The sequence below is a fragment of the Streptomyces aquilus genome (genome assembly GCF_003955715.1).
In the GTDB taxonomy this organism is placed as follows: Bacteria; Actinomycetota; Actinomycetes; order Streptomycetales; family Streptomycetaceae; genus Streptomyces; species Streptomyces aquilus.
Genome location: NZ_CP034463.1, coordinates 2,907,532 through 2,924,005 on the forward strand (window position 1 = coordinate 2,907,532; position 16,474 = coordinate 2,924,005).

The window sequence follows — 16,474 nt, forward strand, 5'->3', positions numbered from 1 at the left end:
CCGAAGGCCGGGCACGGCTGAGGGGCCGCACCTCGGAAGGTACGGCCCCTCAGTCAGGAGCTAGTGCTCAGTGAGCGTTCAGCTCTGGCCACCGGCGAGCTTCTCGCGAAGCGCGGCGAGCGCCTCGTCGGAAGCCAGCGCGCCGGAGGTGTCCGCACCCTCGGAGGAGTACGAACCGCCACCCGCGGCCGGAGCCGCACCGGCGGCGTCGCCACCCTCGGCGGCAGCGGCAGCGTCGGCCTCGCGGCTCTTGATGACCTGCTGCTGGTGCTGCTCGAAGCGGGTCTGCGCCTCGGCGTACTGGCGCTCCCACTCCTCACGCTGCTTCTCGTAGCCCTCGAGCCAGTCGTTGGTCTCGGGGTCGAAGCCCTCGGGGTAGATGTAGTTGCCCTGGTCGTCGTACGAGGCAGCCATGCCGTACAGGGTCGGGTCGAACTCGACCGAGGCCGGGTCGGCACCGAAGGACTCGTTGGCCTGCTTCAGCGAGAGGCTGATGCGACGACGCTCGAGGTCGATGTCGATGACCTTGACGAAGATCTCGTCGTTGACCTGGACGACCTGCTCCGGGATCTCCACGTGGCGCTCGGCCAGCTCGGAGATGTGGACCAGACCCTCGATGCCCTCGTCCACGCGGACGAACGCACCGAACGGAACCAGCTTCGTGACCTTACCCGGGACGACCTGGCCGATCTGGTGGGTCCGGGCGAACTGCTGCCACGGGTCCTCCTGCGTCGCCTTCAGCGACAGGGAGACACGCTCGCGGTCCATGTCGACGTCGAGGACCTCGACGGTGACTTCCTGGCCGACCTCGACAACCTCGGACGGGTGGTCGATGTGCTTCCAGGACAGCTCGGAGACGTGGACCAGACCGTCGACGCCACCCAGGTCCACGAAGGCACCGAAGTTGACGATCGAGGAGACCACACCGGAACGGACCTGACCCTTCTGGAGGGTCGTGAGGAACGTCTGGCGGACCTCGGACTGGGTCTGCTCCAGCCAGGCACGGCGGGACAGGACCACGTTGTTGCGGTTCTTGTCCAGCTCGATGATCTTCGCCTCGAGCTCCTTGCCCACGTAGGGCTGGAGGTCGCGGACACGGCGCATCTCGACCAGGGAGGCCGGGAGGAAGCCGCGGAGGCCGATGTCGAGGATGAGACCACCCTTGACGACCTCGATGACGGTACCGGTGACGATGCCGTCCTCTTCCTTGATCTTCTCGATGGTGCCCCAGGCACGCTCGTACTGGGCGCGCTTCTTCGAGAGGATCAGGCGGCCTTCCTTGTCTTCCTTCTGGAGAACAAGGGCTTCGATCTCGTCACCGACGGCGACGACCTCGTTGGGGTCGACGTCGTGCTTGATCGAGAGCTCGCGGCTCGGGATGACACCTTCGGTCTTGTAACCGATGTCGAGCAGGACCTCGTCCCGGTCGACCTTCACGATGACGCCGTCGACGATGTCGCCGTCGTTGAAGTACTTGATCGTCTCGTCGATCGCGGCGAGGAAGGCTTCCTCGTTACCGATGTCGTTGACCGCAACCTGCGGGGTGGTGGCGGTGGTCTCGGTGCTGCTCGTCATGTGGGAAAGGGCTCCGGTTACGGACAGAAAGTCGTAGGTACTGCTACGCCGGGAGCCCGTATCGCTCTGATGAAGCCGGACAGCCAAGGAAGCGCCAAACCAGAAACTGGTGATGGCGCCTCGACAACCGAGGGGACATACAACAGATGCGAGCGCAGCCTGCTACGTCTGAGGTGCGCAGGCCCGCAGCGCAACTTGTAGCATACGGGGGCAGCCGGGCAGGGTCAATGCGCGAAGGCGCACACCCGGGGCGGATCGCCGCATACCCGGCACAAGAACTGTCTCTGGAGGCCACGCAGGCCTGAGACACCTCTTCCGTGACACCCGTGGGGACGGGTTGGAGGGAAGAGTACGACGAGGGAGCCGATCATCCAAGAGCCCACTTCTTCCGAGTCCGCCTCCGCGTCCGACGTCGAGCCGGAGGCCACGCGGCGCGACGCGGGAGCCGCCGAGAGCTCCCGGGCCAACCGGGGCTGGTGGGACCGGAACGCCGACGAGTACCAGGTGGAACACGGCACGTTCCTCGGCGACGATCGCTTCGTGTGGGGCCCCGAGGGCCTGGACGAGGTGGAGGCCGAGCTGCTCGGCCCGCCGGAGGAGCTCAAGGACCGGCGCGTCCTGGAGATCGGCGCCGGCGCGGCCCAGTGCTCGCGCTGGCTGGATGCGCAGGGCGCCCGCCCGGTCGCGCTCGACATCTCGCACCGCCAGCTCCAGCACGCCCTGCGCATCGGCGGCTCCTTCCCCCTGGTCTGCGCCGACGCCGGCGCCCTCCCCTTCGCGGACGCCTCCTTCGACCTGGCCTGCTCGGCGTACGGCGCGCTCCCCTTTGTCGCCGACCCGGTGCGGGTCCTGACGGAGGTGCGCCGGGTCCTGCGCCCGGGCGGCCGCTTCGTCTTCTCGGTGACCCACCCGATCCGCTGGGCGTTCCCGGACGAGCCGGGCCCGGAGGGGCTGTCGGTGTCCGCCTCCTACTTCGACCGCACGCCGTACGTCGAGCAGGACGAGCAGGGCCGCGCGGTGTACGTCGAGCACCACAGGACGATCGGCGACCGGGTGCGGGACATCGCGGCGTCGGGCTTCCGTCTCGTGGATCTCGTCGAGCCGGAGTGGCCGGCCTGGAACTCCTCGGAGTGGGGCGGCTGGTCGCCGCTGCGCGGGAACATGATCCCGGGGACGGCGATCTTCGTGTGCGAGCGGGACGACAGGGGCTGAGGTCTCTCAGTCCGGCAGGTCGGTCTCGGGGCCGGCGGTGGGGTCCGCGGCCAGCCACCGGGACACGATCCCCTCGACGGCCCGCTGGCCGCCGCGCTGCTTGATCAGCCCCTCCTTGGCGGCACCCCGGACGAGGACCGTGCTGCCCGCGCCGTCGGCCGCGGTGACGGTGAGCGTGACGACGGCCGGGTTCATCCCACCGAATCCGGTCCCCATCACCGCGCGGACGGCATGGCCGCCGTCCGGCAGGGCGACGACGGCCAACGGCGGCACACAGCCCACCACCATCTGCTCCGCCAGCGCCAGCGCCGCCTCCGGGGCCAGGCCGGTGCCGAGGCGGATCTCCAGCACGTCCTTTTTCAGCCTCCCGGCCACAAGGCGGGTGAGCTTTCCCTGTGCGCCCACGGCCTGCGCGGCGGCACCCAGATGGTGGGCGAGCGTCGCGTCCTCGTCGGGCAGTGGCATGTCTTCGTCAGGCACTGGCATGCGGTGACAATAGCCGCGTGCCCGAGACTGGACGGGTGATCCGCAGCGATGCTCTCGACCGGTTGCCCGTACGTTCCGCCCTGCCCGACCTGTGCGCGGCGCTCGACGACCACGGCACCGCCGTCCTCGTCGCGCCGCCCGGCACCGGCAAGACGACCCTGGTGCCACTGGCCCTGGCGGGTCTCCTGGACGCCGGCGCCCCCGCGCGGCGTGTGCTCGTGGCCGAACCGCGGCGCATCGCCGCCCGCGCCGCCGCCCGGCGGATGGCGTGGCTGCTCGGCGAGAAGGCCGGGGAGAGCGTCGGGTACACCGTGCGCGGCGAGCGGGTCGTCGGGCGGCACACGCGCGTGGAGGTCGTCACGACCGGGGTGCTGCTCCAGCGGTTGCAGCGCGACCAGGAGCTGCCCGGCGTGGACGTCGTGATCCTCGACGAGTGCCACGAACGGCACCTGGACGCGGACACGTCCGCCGCCTTCCTGTGGGACGTACGCCAGACCCTGCGGCCGGAGCTGCGGCTGGTGGCGGCGTCGGCGACGACGGACGCCGAGGGCTGGGCGCGGCTGCTGGGCGGGGCGCCGGTCGTCGAGGCGGCGGGGGTCTCGCATCCGGTGGAGGTGGTGTGGGCGCCGCCGGTACGGCCGGTGCGGCCGCCGCACGGGATGCGGGTCGATCCGGCGCTGCTGGCGCATGTGGCGTCGGTGGTGCGGCGGGCGCTGGCCGAGCGGGCGGGGGACGTGCTGTGCTTCCTGCCGGGCGTCGGGGAGATCGCGCGGGTGGCCGGGCAGCTCGGCGGCCTGGGGGATGTCGAGGTGCTCCAGGTGCACGGGCGGGCTCCGGCGGCCGTGCAGGACGCGGTGCTGGCTCCCGCGGAGCGGCGGCGAGTGGTGCTGGCGACGTCCGTCGCCGAGTCCTCGCTGACGGTGCCCGGGGTGCGGGTGGTCGTCGACTCCGGGCTGGCCCGGGAGCCTCGGGTGGATCACGCGCGCGGGTTGAGCGCGCTGACGACCGTGCGGGCCTCGCGGGCTGCCGGGCGGCAGCGGGCGGGGCGGGCCGGGCGGGAGGCGCCGGGGGCGGTGTACCGGTGCTGGGCGGAGGCCGAGGACACGCGTCTGCCGCTGTTCCCGTCGCCGGAGATCAAGGTGGCCGACCTGACGGCGTTCGCGCTCCAGGTGGCCTGCTGGGGCGATCCCGACGCGTCCGGGCTGGCGTTGCCGGATCCGCCGCCCGGTGGGGCGATGGCGGCGGCGCGGGCCGCGCTCGTGGCGGTCGAGGCGGTGGACTCCGCCGGGCGGGCCACGGAGCGGGGGGTGCGGTTGGCTCGACTGGGCTTGCATCCGCGGCTGGGGCGGGCGTTGCTGGACGCGCCGGGCGACGCGGCCGAGGTGGTGGCGCTGCTGTCGGAGGACGTACCGCGGGAGTACGGCGACGATCTCGCGGCGGCTCTTCGGGCCGCACGGCGTGGGGGTGACGCCTATGCGGGGCGGTGGCGCACGGAGGTACGGCGGCTGCGGGCCGTCTCCACGGCCGATGCCGCGAACGGCGCGGAAGAGGCTGCCGCCGGGCAACGGCGCACCGGCGGCGATGAGCGGCTGGTCGGCGTTGTCGCCGCCCTCGCCTTCCCCGAGCGGGTCGCAAAAGCCGACGGAGGCTCCTATCTCATGGCCTCCGGTACGCGGGCCGAATTGCCGGAGGCTTCCGCGTTGCGCGGGGCGCCCTGGATCGCCGTGGCCGTCGCCGATCGGCCCGTCGGGAAGGGGCACGCGCGCGTGCAGCTCGCGGCGGTTGTCGACGAGGACACGGCGCGGTCGGCCGCGGCCTCGATGTACGCCGCGGCGCAGGAGGTGCACTGGGCCGACGGGGACGTCGTCGCGCGGCGCGTCGAGCGGCTCGGGGCGATCGAGCTGGCCTCACGGCCGTTGAAGGACGCCGACGCCACCCTCGTACGCGAGGCGCTTCTCGAAGGGTTGCGGCAGGAGGGGTTCGGGTTGTTGCGCTGGTCGCCGGAGGCCGGCGTCCTGCGGCAGCGGCTCGCCTTTCTGCGGCTGCGTGTCGGCGATCCTTGGCCTGATGTCTCCGACGACGCGCTCCACGCGCGCGTGGACGAGTGGTTGGAGCCGGAACTCGGGCGGGCGCGGCGGCGGGCCGATCTGGCGCGCATCGATGCCGGGGCGGGGTTGAACCGGCTGCTTCCCTGGGCCTCGGGTGAGGCGGGGCGGCTCGACGAGCTCGCGCCCGAGCGGATCGCGGTGCCGAGCGGGTCCAGGATCCGGATCGACTACTCCGAACCCGAACAGCCGGTTCTCGCCGTCAAGTTGCAGGAGATGTTCGGGCTGCGGGAGTCGCCGCGGGTCGCCGGGGTGCCGCTGCTCGTCCATCTCCTCTCCCCCGCCGGGCGGCCCGCGGCCGTCACCGCCGACCTCGCCTCCTTCTGGAAGGACGGCTACAACGGCGTACGGGCTGAGTTGCGCGGCCGGTATCCGAAGCATCCGTGGCCGGAGGACCCGGCGACCGCCGAGCCGACGCGCCACACCAACGCACGCCTCAGGCGGTGACCGGTTCCGGTTCGTCGGCGGTCGTGGGCACGGGGTCGTCCGGGCGGCGGCTGCGGGCCTCCAGCCACAGGGAGAGGGCGAGGAGCAGGACTCCGAGGGTGAGGAAGCCCCAGGGGAGGTACGTCGTCATCAGCAGGACCAGCAGGCGGTTGGACTTGACCAGATCGACCGTGTGCTCGATGTAGTCCTCGCGCATCTTCACGTGCCCGGCGAACGCCGTGACCTTCTCGCGGTCGCCCAGGAGGGTGCCGCCCCGGAGTTCCTCCTTGTGGATCTCCTCGCCGTAGACGGGGGCGCCGGTGACGGGCTCGACCCAGAACTTGCGGACCGTGGTGTACCAGCGGGTCATGCCGGTCTTGGCGATCTGCTCGGGGGTGATGCCGGCGACGGGCAGCTTCTTGGGGAACTTCACCTGGGTCCAGGGGATGGTCTGCTCGAAGTAGTAGACCTCCAGGCCGCGGAAGTTCTGCGTCCCCTTGTAGTGGATGGGGTTGCTGGTGCGGGTCTGCGCGTCGAAGTACTCGTAGTCCCGTTTCTCCGTCCGGAAGGGCCACTTGAACTCGATGCCCTCGCGTTTGACCGGGTCGCCGTCGACCATCTCGCCGGTGGCGTGGACGGGGTCCTGGCTGTGGGCGTCGAAGATGTAGCGCTCGGGGATGTAGGCGACCATCTTGCCGTCGGGGTCCTGGGCGTACGACAGGCTGTCCCAGACGACCACGTCCCGGCCGAGCGTCTTCTCGATCTTCTCCGAGGCCTCCACGTTGCCCTTGAGGGTCTGCACGATGGTGATCTTGGAGACCTTCTTCTCCTGGAGGGAGTTGTCGACGAGGGTGGCGTCCTTGGCCTCCAGGACCATGTCCTGGTACTGGTTCGCCGGTATCTTCGCCAGGCGCGGGAAGGCGTACCAGCGCAGCAGCGGGGACAGTGCCGCGAAGAACACGGCGAGGGCGAGCAGGATCAGGCTGGCCTTGCGGCGCATCTCGGCCTCCCTCCCGGGCGGTTACGGGTGTGACGGCACGGTCGTGAGCAGCGGCTTCGGCGATGTTTCGCCGGTCGGCGAGCCCATCGCGGTGATCGTGAACACCAGCGCGAGCGCGACGGCCAGGCCGATCGCGGCGGCGATGAGGGCACGCATGACGGCCTCCCGACCGGACCCCGTGAGCCCGGAACTGATACATCGTCAGGTCCGGCACCGTAGCAACGGGCGGCCGAGATGAGAACACGTCGCACACGACGACGGCGCCCTTCCGGAGAAGGACGCCGTCGACGTCGTACGGGAAGTACGCGAACTTACGCGCTGGGACTGGCCGACGGGCTCGGTGACTCGGTCGGCTCGGCGGCCGCCGCCACCGTCAGTTCGACGGTCAGGGACGCGCCGCCCGCGGTGTTGATGCGGAGCAGGAACGTGCCGGTCGTGTCGTCGGCGTACAGCTTCGGCAGCTTCAGCAGGCCGTTCGCGTCCGTCTCCAGGCCCTTCAGGGTGCGTACGGTCTTGCCGTCCGCGTCCTTGAAGTAGGGGCCCTTGGTGTTCTCGGTGGGGTCGTCCGCCGAGGTGATCAGGGTGGCGGTGGCGGCGACGCCGTCCGCGACGGCGCCGTCGTACGTCGCCTTGACCTCGACCTGGTCGGCGAACTCGCCGCCCGGGGTGCAGGTCAGCGCGGTGTCACTGGTGCGGGCGAGGGTGTCGGCGACGCGCTCGGTGACGGTGGCCTTGTAGTCGAGGCCGGCGACCGCGCGGCCCACGACGGCGACGCGGACGGTGAAGTCGCCCGTCTTCTCACCGGCCTTCAGCGCGGGCGCGACGGCGACGCCGGAGCCGTTGGTGACGATCGTGGCCACGCTCTCGCCGCCGGTGAAGGTGGTGTCGGTGTCACCCACGATCGTGAAGCGGATACGGACCTTGCCGACGGCCTTGCCGGCCGAGGTCTCGGCGCGGGTGCTGATCCGCTTGCTGAACGTGTCCCCGGCCTGCGCGGTGAGCTTCGCGGTGCCCGCGTCCTCCAGGTGGTCCACCGTGTCGGTCGGGGTGGGGGTGGGCGTGGGCGTGGGGGTGCCGGGCGTGGACGGGTGGTCCGACGGCGGCGGGCTGCTCGGGGTGGTGGGCGTGCCGGGTGTGCTGGGCGTGCCGGGCGTCGACGGCGGGGTGGGCGACGGCGAGGGGCTCGGGGGGTCGTTGTCGTCGCTGCGGTGGCCGGGCAGGCTGCCGGTGCCGTCCGGGATCTCGTGGGTGCCCTTGCGGTAGTACTCCAGCCACGACAGGACCGTGTGCAGGTAGTCCTGGGAGTTGTTGTAGCTGAGGATCGCGCGGTTCATGTCGGCCTGCACCGACAGGTCCCAGCTGTTGCGGCACAGGTAGTGGCCGGCGGCGAGGGCCGCGTCGTAGATGTTGTTGGGGTCCTTCTTGCCGTCGTCGTTGCCGTCGCGGCCGGCCCACTCCCAGGTGGAGGGGATGAACTGCATGGGACCGACGGCGGCGTCGTACGTGCTGTTGCCGTCGTAGACGCCGTGGTCGGTGTCCGGGATGAGCGCGAAACCGTTGCCGTCGAGCTGCGGGCCGAGGATCTTGCCGATCGTGGTGCCGTCGGCGTCGACGCGGCCGCCGCGGGCCTGGCCGGACTCGACCTTGCCGATGGCGGCGAGGAGCTGCCAGGGCAGGTTGCAGCCGGGCTTGGACTCCTGGAGGGCCGCCGCGGCCTTCTTGTACGCGTCGAGAACGGTCGCGGGGATGCCGGCCTCGCCGGTGCCCGTGACGCCGGTGCCGCCGCTGCCCGCGCTCGGGACGGGGCTCGGGCTGTTGAGGGGCGGCAGGTCCATGTAGAACGGCGAGCCGCCGGTCGCGCCGTCGTCGTCGACCGGGTCGGGAGTGGGCTGGGCGTCGGCGGTGGTCGATCTGCCGTTGTCGTCGACCGACACGCCGGGTGCCTGGGACGCGGACAGTGCCGCGACCGCCGCGGCGGCGACGGTGGTGGCCACCGCCCCCTTGCGCAGCCGCCTGCCGAATTGCGCCGACATAAAGTGAACCCCTCCCGTGGACGCCGAGCGCCCGTCTCCGTCCGACGTGCTCGTCATGGTGTGACGATCGACCCGCGTCGCGGGTTGCCCTCGTGGAGCTTTTTCCGTGCGTTGTTCTGCTGTTCGGTTCTACTGTTTTCTACTGTTCGGTTCTGCCGTTCAATGTCGGTTCGACCCCGCTCCCCGGCGGAGTGACCCAGGCGACCCTACGGCAACTTCCTTTGCTCGGGCACCCGTTCGTGCCCGGTTTTCACCAGTTGGCCATACTGGGCCGGTCCGTTTCCTGCCTTGGGAGGCCTCTTGCCGTTCACCCTCAGTCACGCGGCCGCGGTGTTACCTGGTGTGCGTGCCGACGGAACCGGGCGGGGGCGGCTGGTTCCGTCCGTTCTCGTGGCGGGTTCCTTCGCTCCCGACATGACGTACTTCGCGGCGAGCGCGTTCTCCGAGGCGATGGAGTTCGGGACCGTCACCCACTCCTTCACGGGCGTGTTCACCGTCGACGTGCTCATCGCGTGGGCGCTGGTGGGGCTCTGGCTGCTCGTGCGGGAGCCCCTGGTGGCGCTGCTGCCGAGGGCGCGGCAGGGGCGGGTGGCGGCGCTGCTGCGCTGCGGGGCGCCACGCTCGCGGGTACGGCCGGCGCTGGTGGCGCGGTGGTACGTGTCGGCGGCGCTCGGGGCGTTGACGCATGTCGTGTGGGACGCGTTCACGCACCTCGACCGGTGGGGGATGCGGTTGTTCCCGGTGCTGGGCGAGACGATCGCCGGGTCACCGCTGTACTGGTACCTGCAGTACGGCAGTTCGGCGGTGGCCGCGGTGGTGATCGCCTGGTTCGTCGGGTACGCGGTACGGCGGATGCCGGTGAGCGAGCCGGCGGGCGTGCCCGCGCTCTCGGCGCGCGACCGGTGGTGGGCCGCCGTGGGCATCGGCGGCTGCGTGCTCGTCGCGGCGGTGCAGCGGGCCTCGCGGTGGTGGGCCTACTGGGGGTCCTCCGCGAGGCCGTGGGAACTGATCCCGACGCTGTGCTTCGGCGTGGGCGCGGGTCTGGTGGTGGGGGTGCTCGGGTACGCCGTGGCGGTCAGGGCGTGGCGTCCGGTCCGGGCGCCGGACCTCGCCGGGCGGGAGCCGAGCCGTCCTGGGCGTCGGTGACGGTCCTGTCGGGGGCGGCCTGGCCGGCGGAGGGGTCGGTGGCGGTCCTGTCGGGGGCGGGGCCGTCCGAGGGATCGGTGACGGCCCTGTCCGGGGCTGGACCGGCGGCGGGGTCGGTGGCGGTCCTGACGGGGGCTGAGCCGCCCGAGGGGTCGGTGACCGTGCCGACGGTTGCGATGAACACGGTCACGGTCCGCATCGGGCGCGAGCGGGGGACCGCGCTGAGAAGCAGTGCGAGGTAGCCGCGGGCCTGGTCGGCCCACAGGCGGAGGTCCCCGCGGTTGAGCCAGTCCCTCCGGACGAAGCGGTGACGGACGTCGGTGGCCGCCCTGCGGAGGGTCGTGGCGAGGTCCGTCGGGATGCGGGGGGTGCCGGCCGCTGCCGAGAAGGGCGGGACGTGCACGGCTGGGGTGGACGCGGTCGCATCGGTGGTCGCCTGCGCCGGAGCCGTCTGGCGGTGGAGCGTGCGTATACCCATGTCCGCATCTTTACGGGCGGGGGTGGGTGAGGGCGTTTTCGCGGGGGCCACCTGAGTGACGGCTTCTCGGGGTGACAGGGTGCGGCACCGGGGGTGGCTCGCGCGCCCACGGCCACGAAGGCCGGGGCCCGCATACCGCTGCGGTGGAGGGAGCCGGGTAACCAGACTCCCTCCACCGCAGACACCGGTCCACCGCCGGAGGCTAGTGCGCCGCCGACTCCCAGTCCGGGCCCACGCCCACCGAGACGTCCAGCGGGGCGCGCAGCTGGACCGCGCCCGCCATCTCGCGGCGGACGATCTCCTCGACGCGGTCGCGCTCGCCGGGGGCGATCTCCAGGACGATTTCGTCGTGGACCTGGAGCAGCATGCGGGAGGTGAGCTCCGCCTCGCTCAGGGCCTTGCCGACGTTGAGCATCGCGATCTTGACGATGTCGGCGGCCGTGCCCTGGATCGGCGCGTTCAGGGCCATCCGCTCGGCGGCCTCGCGGCGCTGGCGGTTGTCGCTGTTGAGGTCGGGGAGGTAGCGGCGGCGGCCGAAGAGGGTCGCCGTGTACCCCGTCGCCCTCGCCTCGTCGACCACGCGGCGCAGATAGTCCTGGACGCCGCCGAAACGCTCGAAGTACGTGTCCATCAGGGCACGCGCCTCGCCCGCCTCGATGTTCAGCTGCTGGGAGAGGCCGAAGGCGGACAGGCCGTAGGCGAGGCCGTACGACATGGCCTTGATCTTGCGGCGCATCTCCGCGTCGACGGCGTCGCGCTCGACGGCGAAGACCTGCGAGGCGACCGTGGTGTGCAGGTCCTCGCCGGACGTGAACGCCTCGATGAGGCCCTCGTCCTCCGACAGATGGGCCATGACGCGCAGTTCGATCTGGCTGTAGTCGGCCGTCATCAGCGACTCGTAGCCCTCGCCGACCACGAAGCCGCGGCGGATGGCCCGGCCCTCGTCCGTGCGGACGGGGATGTTCTGGAGGTTGGGGTCGGTGGAGGAGAGGCGTCCCGTGGCCGCGACCGTCTGGTTGAACGTCGTGTGGATACGGCCGTCCGCCGCGATGGTCTTGATCAGGCCCTCGACCGTCACGCGCAGCTTGGCCTGCTCGCGGTGGCGGAGCATGATCACCGGCAGTTCGTTGTCGGTCTGCGTCGCCAGCCAGGCCAGGGCGTCGGCGTCCGTGGTGTAGCCGGTCTTCGTCTTCTTCGTCCTGGGCAGGCCCAGCTCACCGAAGAGGACTTCCTGGAGCTGCTTGGGCGAGCCCAGGTTGAACTCGTGCCCGGCGGCGGCGTGGGCCTCCTTGACGGCCTGCTGGACGGCGCCGGCGAACATCTGCTCCATGGCTTCCAGATGCGCCCGGTCGGCGGCGATGCCGTGCCGCTCCATGCGGGCCAGCAGCGCGGAGGTGGGCAGCTCCATGTCGCGCAGCAGGTCCGCGGCGCCGACCTCCGTCAGCCGGGCCTCGAAGGCCTCGCCGAGGTCGAGGATGGCGCGGGCCTGCACCATGAGGGCCTCGGCCTCGGCGCCGTCGTCCGCGCCGAAGGCGAGCTGGCCGTCGGCCGCGGCGGCGGGGGCGAGCTCGCGGCCGAGGTACTCCAGGGACAGGGCGTCCAGGTCGAAGGAGCGGCGGCCCGGCTTGACGAGGTAGGCGGCGAGCGCGGTGTCCATGGAGACGCCGGCGATGCTCCAGCCGTGCTCGGCGAAGACGCGCATCGCACCCTTGGCGTTGTGGAAGACCTTGGGCCTGGCGGCGTCGGCGAGCCAGCCGGTGAGGGCCTTCTCGTCGGCCTCGTCGAGCTGGGTGGGGTCGATCCAGGCGGCCGGTCCCCCGGCTGCCGCGAGGGCGATCTCGGCGACCGAGCCGGTGCCGAGGCCCCAGGTGTCGACCGTGGCGACGCCGAGGGTCTGGGTGCCGTGCTCGGTGAGCCAGGCGGACAGCTCGCCGGTGCCGACGACAGTGCCGTCGAGTTCCACGCCGGCCGTCACGACCGGCGTCGACTCGGCCTCCTCGGCGCCGGGGTCGACGGCCAGGAGGCGCTCGCGCAGCGAGGGGTTACGGATCTCGAGGGTGTCGAGGATCATCGCGAGCGTCTTGCGGTCGTACGGGGCGCGCTCCAGGTCTGCGACCGTCTTCGGCAGCTCGACGGTGCGGACCATCTCGGTGAGGCGGCGGTTGAGCTTGACCGCCTCCAGGTGCTCGCGCAGGTTCTGGCCGGCCTTGCCCTTGACCTCCTCGACGCGCTCGACGAGGTCCGCGAACGAACCGAACTGGTTGATCCACTTCGCGGCGGTCTTCTCGCCGACGCCGGGGATGCCCGGGAGGTTGTCGGACGGGTCGCCGCGCAGGGCCGCGAAGTCGGGGTACTGGGCGGGGGTCAGGCCGTACTTCTCGAACACCTTCTCCGGGGTGAACCGGGTCAGCTCGGAGACACCCTTCGTCGGATAGAGCACGGTGGTGTGCTCGCTGACGAGCTGGAAGGAGTCGCGGTCGCCGGTGACGATCAGCACCTCGAAGCCGGCGGCCTCGGCCTGGGTGGCGAGCGTGGCGATGATGTCGTCGGCCTCGAAGCCGTCGACGGCGAACCGCGAGACGTGCATCGCGTCGAGCAGCTCGCCGATCAGCTCGACCTGGCCCTTGAACTCGTCGGGGGTCTTGGAGCGGTTGGCCTTGTACTCCGTGAACTCCTCGGAGCGCCAGGTCTTGCGCGACACGTCGAAGGCCACCGCGAAGTGCGTGGGCGCCTCGTCGCGCAGGGTGTTGGCCAGCATCGAGGCGAAGCCGTAGATCGCGTTCGTCGGCTGGCCCGTCGCGGTCGTGAAGTTCTCCGCGGGCAGCGCGAAGAACGCGCGGTACGCCAAGGAGTGCCCGTCCATGAGCATCAGGCGCGGGCGGCTGCCGCCGGGGCTGTTGTCGGTCTTCTTCGATGCTGTCTCTGCCACGCCCCCGATCCTGCCACGCCCCACTGACAGTCGTGCCCAGCCGCGGCCAAGCCTCACCAGGGGCCACCGAACCGCCCTCGTTCCCCCTTCCGCAACTATTGCTCAATACGCAACCATGGTCTCCGTCCTCCCCACGCCCCGGCGACCGTCACTGTCGGTGGTGCGTGCGAGGATCGGAGACGTAGTTCACATGTGCATGCGAAGGAGAGCGCCGCGATGGCAACGAAGCCGCCCAAGGGTGATCCGGTCCAGGACGCTCCGCAGGTCGCCGGGCCGAAGCACGCGGCGGCGGGGCTGCCGGCCGTGGGGCACAGCCTGCGCATCTCGCAGCAGCAGATGGGGCTGAAGCGGACCGCGCTGACGCTGCTGCGGGTGAACCAGAAGGAGGGCTTCGACTGCCCGGGCTGCGCCTGGCCGGAGCCGGACCACCGGCACACCCTCGAGTTCTGCGAGAACGGCGCGAAGGCCGTGGCCGAGGAGGCCACCCTGCGCCGGGTCACCCCGGAGTTCTTCGCCGCGCACCCCGTCACCGACCTCGCGACGCGCAGCGGCTACTGGCTGGGCCAGCAGGGACGGCTCACCCACCCCATGTACCTCCCCGAGGGCGGCACGCACTACGAGCCGGTGACCTGGGAGCGCGCCTTCGACATCGTCGCCGAGGAGATCGCCGCCCTCGACTCCCCCGACGAGGCCCTCTTCTACACCTCGGGGCGCACCAGCAACGAGGCCGCCTTCCTGTACCAGCTCTTCGCGCGCGAGCTCGGCACCAACAACCTGCCGGACTGCTCCAACATGTGCCACGAGTCCTCCGGCTCGGCCCTGTCGGAGACCATCGGCATCGGCAAGGGCAGCGTCCTGCTGGAGGACCTCTACAAGGCCGACCTGATCATCGTCGCCGGCCAGAACCCAGGCACCAACCACCCGCGCATGCTCTCCGCCCTGGAGAAGGCCAAGGCGGGCGGCGCGAAGATCGTCAGCGTCAACCCGCTGCCCGAGGCGGGCATGGAGCGGTTCAAGAACCCGCAGACCGCCCAGGGCATACTCAAGGGCGCGGCCCTCAACGACCTGTTCCTCCAGATCCGCATCGGCGGCGACCAGGCCCTCTTCCGCCTCCTCAACAAACTGATCCTGGAGACGGAAGGCGCCGTCGACCAGGCCTTCGTCGACGAACACACCCACGGCTTCGAGGAGTTCGCCCCGGCCGCCCGCGCCGCAGACTGGGACGAGACGCTCACCGCGACCGGCCTCACGCGCGCGGAGATCGAGGAAGCCCTCTCCCTGGTGCTCGCCTCGAAGCGCACCATCGTCTGCTGGGCGATGGGCCTGACCCAGCACAAGCACTCCGTGGCGACCATCCGCGAGGTGGTCAACTTCCTGCTCCTGCGCGGCAACATCGGCCGCCCGGGCGCGGGCGTGTGCCCGGTGCGCGGTCACTCCAACGTGCAGGGCGACCGCACCATGGGCATCTTCGAACGCCCCGCCCCGGCCTTCCTGGACGCCCTGGAGAAGGAGTTCGGCTTCGCGCCCCCGCGCGAGCACGGCTACGACGTCGTACGGGCCATCGAGGCACTGCGCGACGGCAGGGCGAAGGTCTTCTTCGCCATGGGCGGCAACTTCGTCTCCGCCTCCCCCGACACCGACGTCACCGAGGCGGCCATGCGGCGCGCCCGGCTGACCGTGCACGTGTCGACGAAGCTCAACCGCTCGCACGCCGTCACGGGCGCGCGTGCCCTGATCCTGCCGACCCTCGGCCGCACCGAACGCGACCTCCAGGGCAGCGGCGAGCAGTTCGTGACCGTCGAGGACTCGATGGGCATGGTGCACGCCTCCCGGGGCCGCCTGGAGCCCGCGAGCACCCACCTGCTGTCCGAGCCCGCCATCGTGGCCCGCCTGGCCCGCCGCGTCCTCGGTGACGCCTCCCGCACCCCTTGGGAGGAGTTCGAGAAGGACTACGCCACGATCCGGGACCGCATCGCGCGCGTGATCCCCGGCTTCGAGGACTTCAACGCGCGCGTGGCCGAGCCCGGCGGCTTCACCCTCCCCCACGCCCCCCGCGACGAGCGCCGCTTCCCGACCGCCACCGGCAAGGCCAACTTCACGGCCGCGCCCGTCGAGTACCCGGCGCTCCCCGAGGGCCGGCTGCTGTTGCAGACCCTGCGCTCGCACGACCAGTACAACACCACGATCTACGGCCTCGACGACCGCTACCGCGGCATCAGGAACGGCCGCCGGGTCGTCCTGGTCAACCCCGAGGACGCGGCAAAGCTGAAGCTCGCCGACGGCTCCTACGTGGACCTCGTCAGCGAGTGGAAGGACGGCGTCGAGCGCCGGGCTCCCGGATTCCGCGTCGTGCACTACCCGACCGCGCGCGGCTGTGCGGCCGCCTACTACCCCGAGACCAACGTCCTCGTCCCGCTGGACGCCACCGCGGACACCAGCAACACCCCGGCCAGCAAGTCCGTCGTCGTCCGTCTGGAACAATCGGCCACCGACTGAGCGTTTGCTCAGTCATCTGAGTTCGAGTGAGAGTTCCCGACGAACGGAGCCGGGCCCCATGGGCGAGCAGCAGCACGTGAAGTTCCCGCAAGAGGTCATCGACGAGTACGCCGCGCTCGGCGTGGACCTCCAGGCCCTGTTCTCCGCCGGACACCTCGGCACCCGCATGGGCGTCCAGATCGTCGAGGCCTCGGCGGAGAAGGTCGTCGGGACCATGCCCGTGGAGGGCAACACCCAGCCGTACGGACTGCTGCACGGCGGCGCGTCCGCCGTGCTCGCCGAGACCCTCGGCTCGGTCGGCTCGATGCTGCACGGCGGCAGCTCGAAGATCGCCGTGGGCGTGGACCTGAACTGCACCCACCACCGGGGCGCCCGCTCGGGCCTGGTGACCGGCGTGGCCACGCCCGTGCACCGGGGGCGCTCGACGGCGACGTACGAGATCGTGATCAGCGACGAGGAGGGGCGGCGGGTGTGCACCGCGCGGCTGACCTGTCTGCTGCGCGACGTGAACCCGGGCGACGCCGCCCGCGTCGGGGCCGGCGCCTGACGGCAGGACCTCTGGCCCCGACCGTGCCGCAAGGCCTAGCG

12 protein-coding genes are annotated in these 16,474 nt (G+C 71.3%); 5 read left to right on the forward strand and 7 right to left on the reverse strand.

Annotation, left to right across the window (positions count from 1 at the left end; translation table 11 throughout):
- Positions 1-78: 78 nt before the first annotated feature.
- The gene (gene rpsA, locus EJC51_RS13440) at positions 79-1,575 is read right to left on the reverse strand and encodes a 30S ribosomal protein S1 (RefSeq protein ID WP_031166273.1); all 1,497 of its coding nucleotides are present in this window, start codon (positions 1,573-1,575) and stop codon (positions 79-81) included.
- A gap of 366 nt (positions 1,576-1,941) precedes the next feature.
- On the opposite strand from rpsA, the gene EJC51_RS13445 reads away from it, so the two are divergent.
- Positions 1,942-2,787, forward strand: a complete 846-nt coding sequence (locus EJC51_RS13445; protein WP_208870821.1) for a class I SAM-dependent methyltransferase — start codon at positions 1,942-1,944, stop codon at positions 2,785-2,787.
- Positions 2,788-2,793: 6 nt separating this feature from the next.
- Here the strand turns inward: EJC51_RS13445 and EJC51_RS13450 are convergent, their stop codons facing one another.
- Positions 2,794-3,273, reverse strand: a complete 480-nt coding sequence (locus tag EJC51_RS13450) for a hypothetical protein (protein WP_126271293.1) — start codon at positions 3,271-3,273, stop codon at positions 2,794-2,796.
- Positions 3,274-3,308: 35 nt separating this feature from the next.
- On the opposite strand from EJC51_RS13450, the gene hrpB reads away from it, so the two are divergent.
- The gene (gene hrpB / locus EJC51_RS13455) at positions 3,309-5,825 is read left to right on the forward strand and encodes an ATP-dependent helicase HrpB (RefSeq protein WP_126276935.1); all 2,517 of its coding nucleotides are present in this window, start codon (positions 3,309-3,311) and stop codon (positions 5,823-5,825) included.
- Here hrpB and pgfA read toward each other — a convergent pair.
- The 3 genes from pgfA to EJC51_RS13470 all read right to left on the reverse strand — a co-directional run bounded on the left by pgfA (position 5,815) and on the right by EJC51_RS13470 (position 8,837).
- Positions 5,815-6,804 (reverse strand): cell envelope lipid trafficking protein PgfA, encoded by a 990-nt coding sequence (pgfA, locus tag EJC51_RS13460; RefSeq protein WP_126271294.1) that lies wholly within the window; start codon positions 6,802-6,804, stop codon positions 5,815-5,817. The two genes, hrpB and pgfA, sit on opposite strands and share 11 nt — an antisense overlap.
- A 21-nt stretch (positions 6,805-6,825) precedes the next feature.
- A complete protein-coding gene (locus EJC51_RS13465) occupies positions 6,826-6,960 on the reverse strand; it encodes an SPW_0924 family protein (RefSeq protein WP_126271295.1) in 135 nt (44 codons plus the stop codon).
- A gap of 155 nt (positions 6,961-7,115) precedes the next feature.
- Entirely contained in the window at positions 7,116-8,837 is a 1,722-nt protein-coding gene (locus EJC51_RS13470; RefSeq protein WP_126271296.1) for a lytic transglycosylase domain-containing protein, read from the reverse strand.
- A 300-nt stretch (positions 8,838-9,137) separates the two neighbouring features.
- Here EJC51_RS13470 and EJC51_RS13475 point away from each other — a divergent pair, with 300 nt between their 5' ends.
- Complete coding sequence (locus tag EJC51_RS13475) at positions 9,138-9,983, forward strand: DUF4184 family protein (RefSeq protein WP_126271297.1); 846 nt, start codon at positions 9,138-9,140, stop codon at positions 9,981-9,983.
- Here EJC51_RS13475 and EJC51_RS48210 read toward each other — a convergent pair.
- Positions 9,913-10,461: a hypothetical protein gene (locus EJC51_RS48210; protein ID WP_208870704.1), complete on the reverse strand. Its 549-nt coding sequence runs from the start codon at positions 10,459-10,461 to the stop codon at positions 9,913-9,915. The two genes, EJC51_RS13475 and EJC51_RS48210, sit on opposite strands and share 71 nt — an antisense overlap.
- 202 nt (positions 10,462-10,663) lie before the next feature.
- A complete protein-coding gene (gene polA, locus EJC51_RS13485; protein WP_126271298.1) occupies positions 10,664-13,390 on the reverse strand; it encodes a DNA polymerase I in 2,727 nt (908 codons plus the stop codon).
- Between the two features lie 216 nt (positions 13,391-13,606).
- Here polA and EJC51_RS13490 point away from each other — a divergent pair, with 216 nt between their 5' ends.
- Together EJC51_RS13490 and EJC51_RS13495 are read left to right on the forward strand one after the other, a co-directional pair.
- Positions 13,607-15,886 carry an FdhF/YdeP family oxidoreductase gene (locus EJC51_RS13490; protein ID WP_126271299.1) on the forward strand — a complete coding sequence of 760 codons (2,280 nt, stop codon included), beginning with the start codon at positions 13,607-13,609 and terminating at the stop codon, positions 15,884-15,886.
- Positions 15,887-15,944: 58 nt separating this feature from the next.
- Positions 15,945-16,433 (forward strand): PaaI family thioesterase, encoded by a 489-nt coding sequence (locus EJC51_RS13495; RefSeq protein WP_126271300.1) that lies wholly within the window; start codon positions 15,945-15,947, stop codon positions 16,431-16,433.
- Positions 16,434-16,474: the final 41 nt, after the last annotated feature.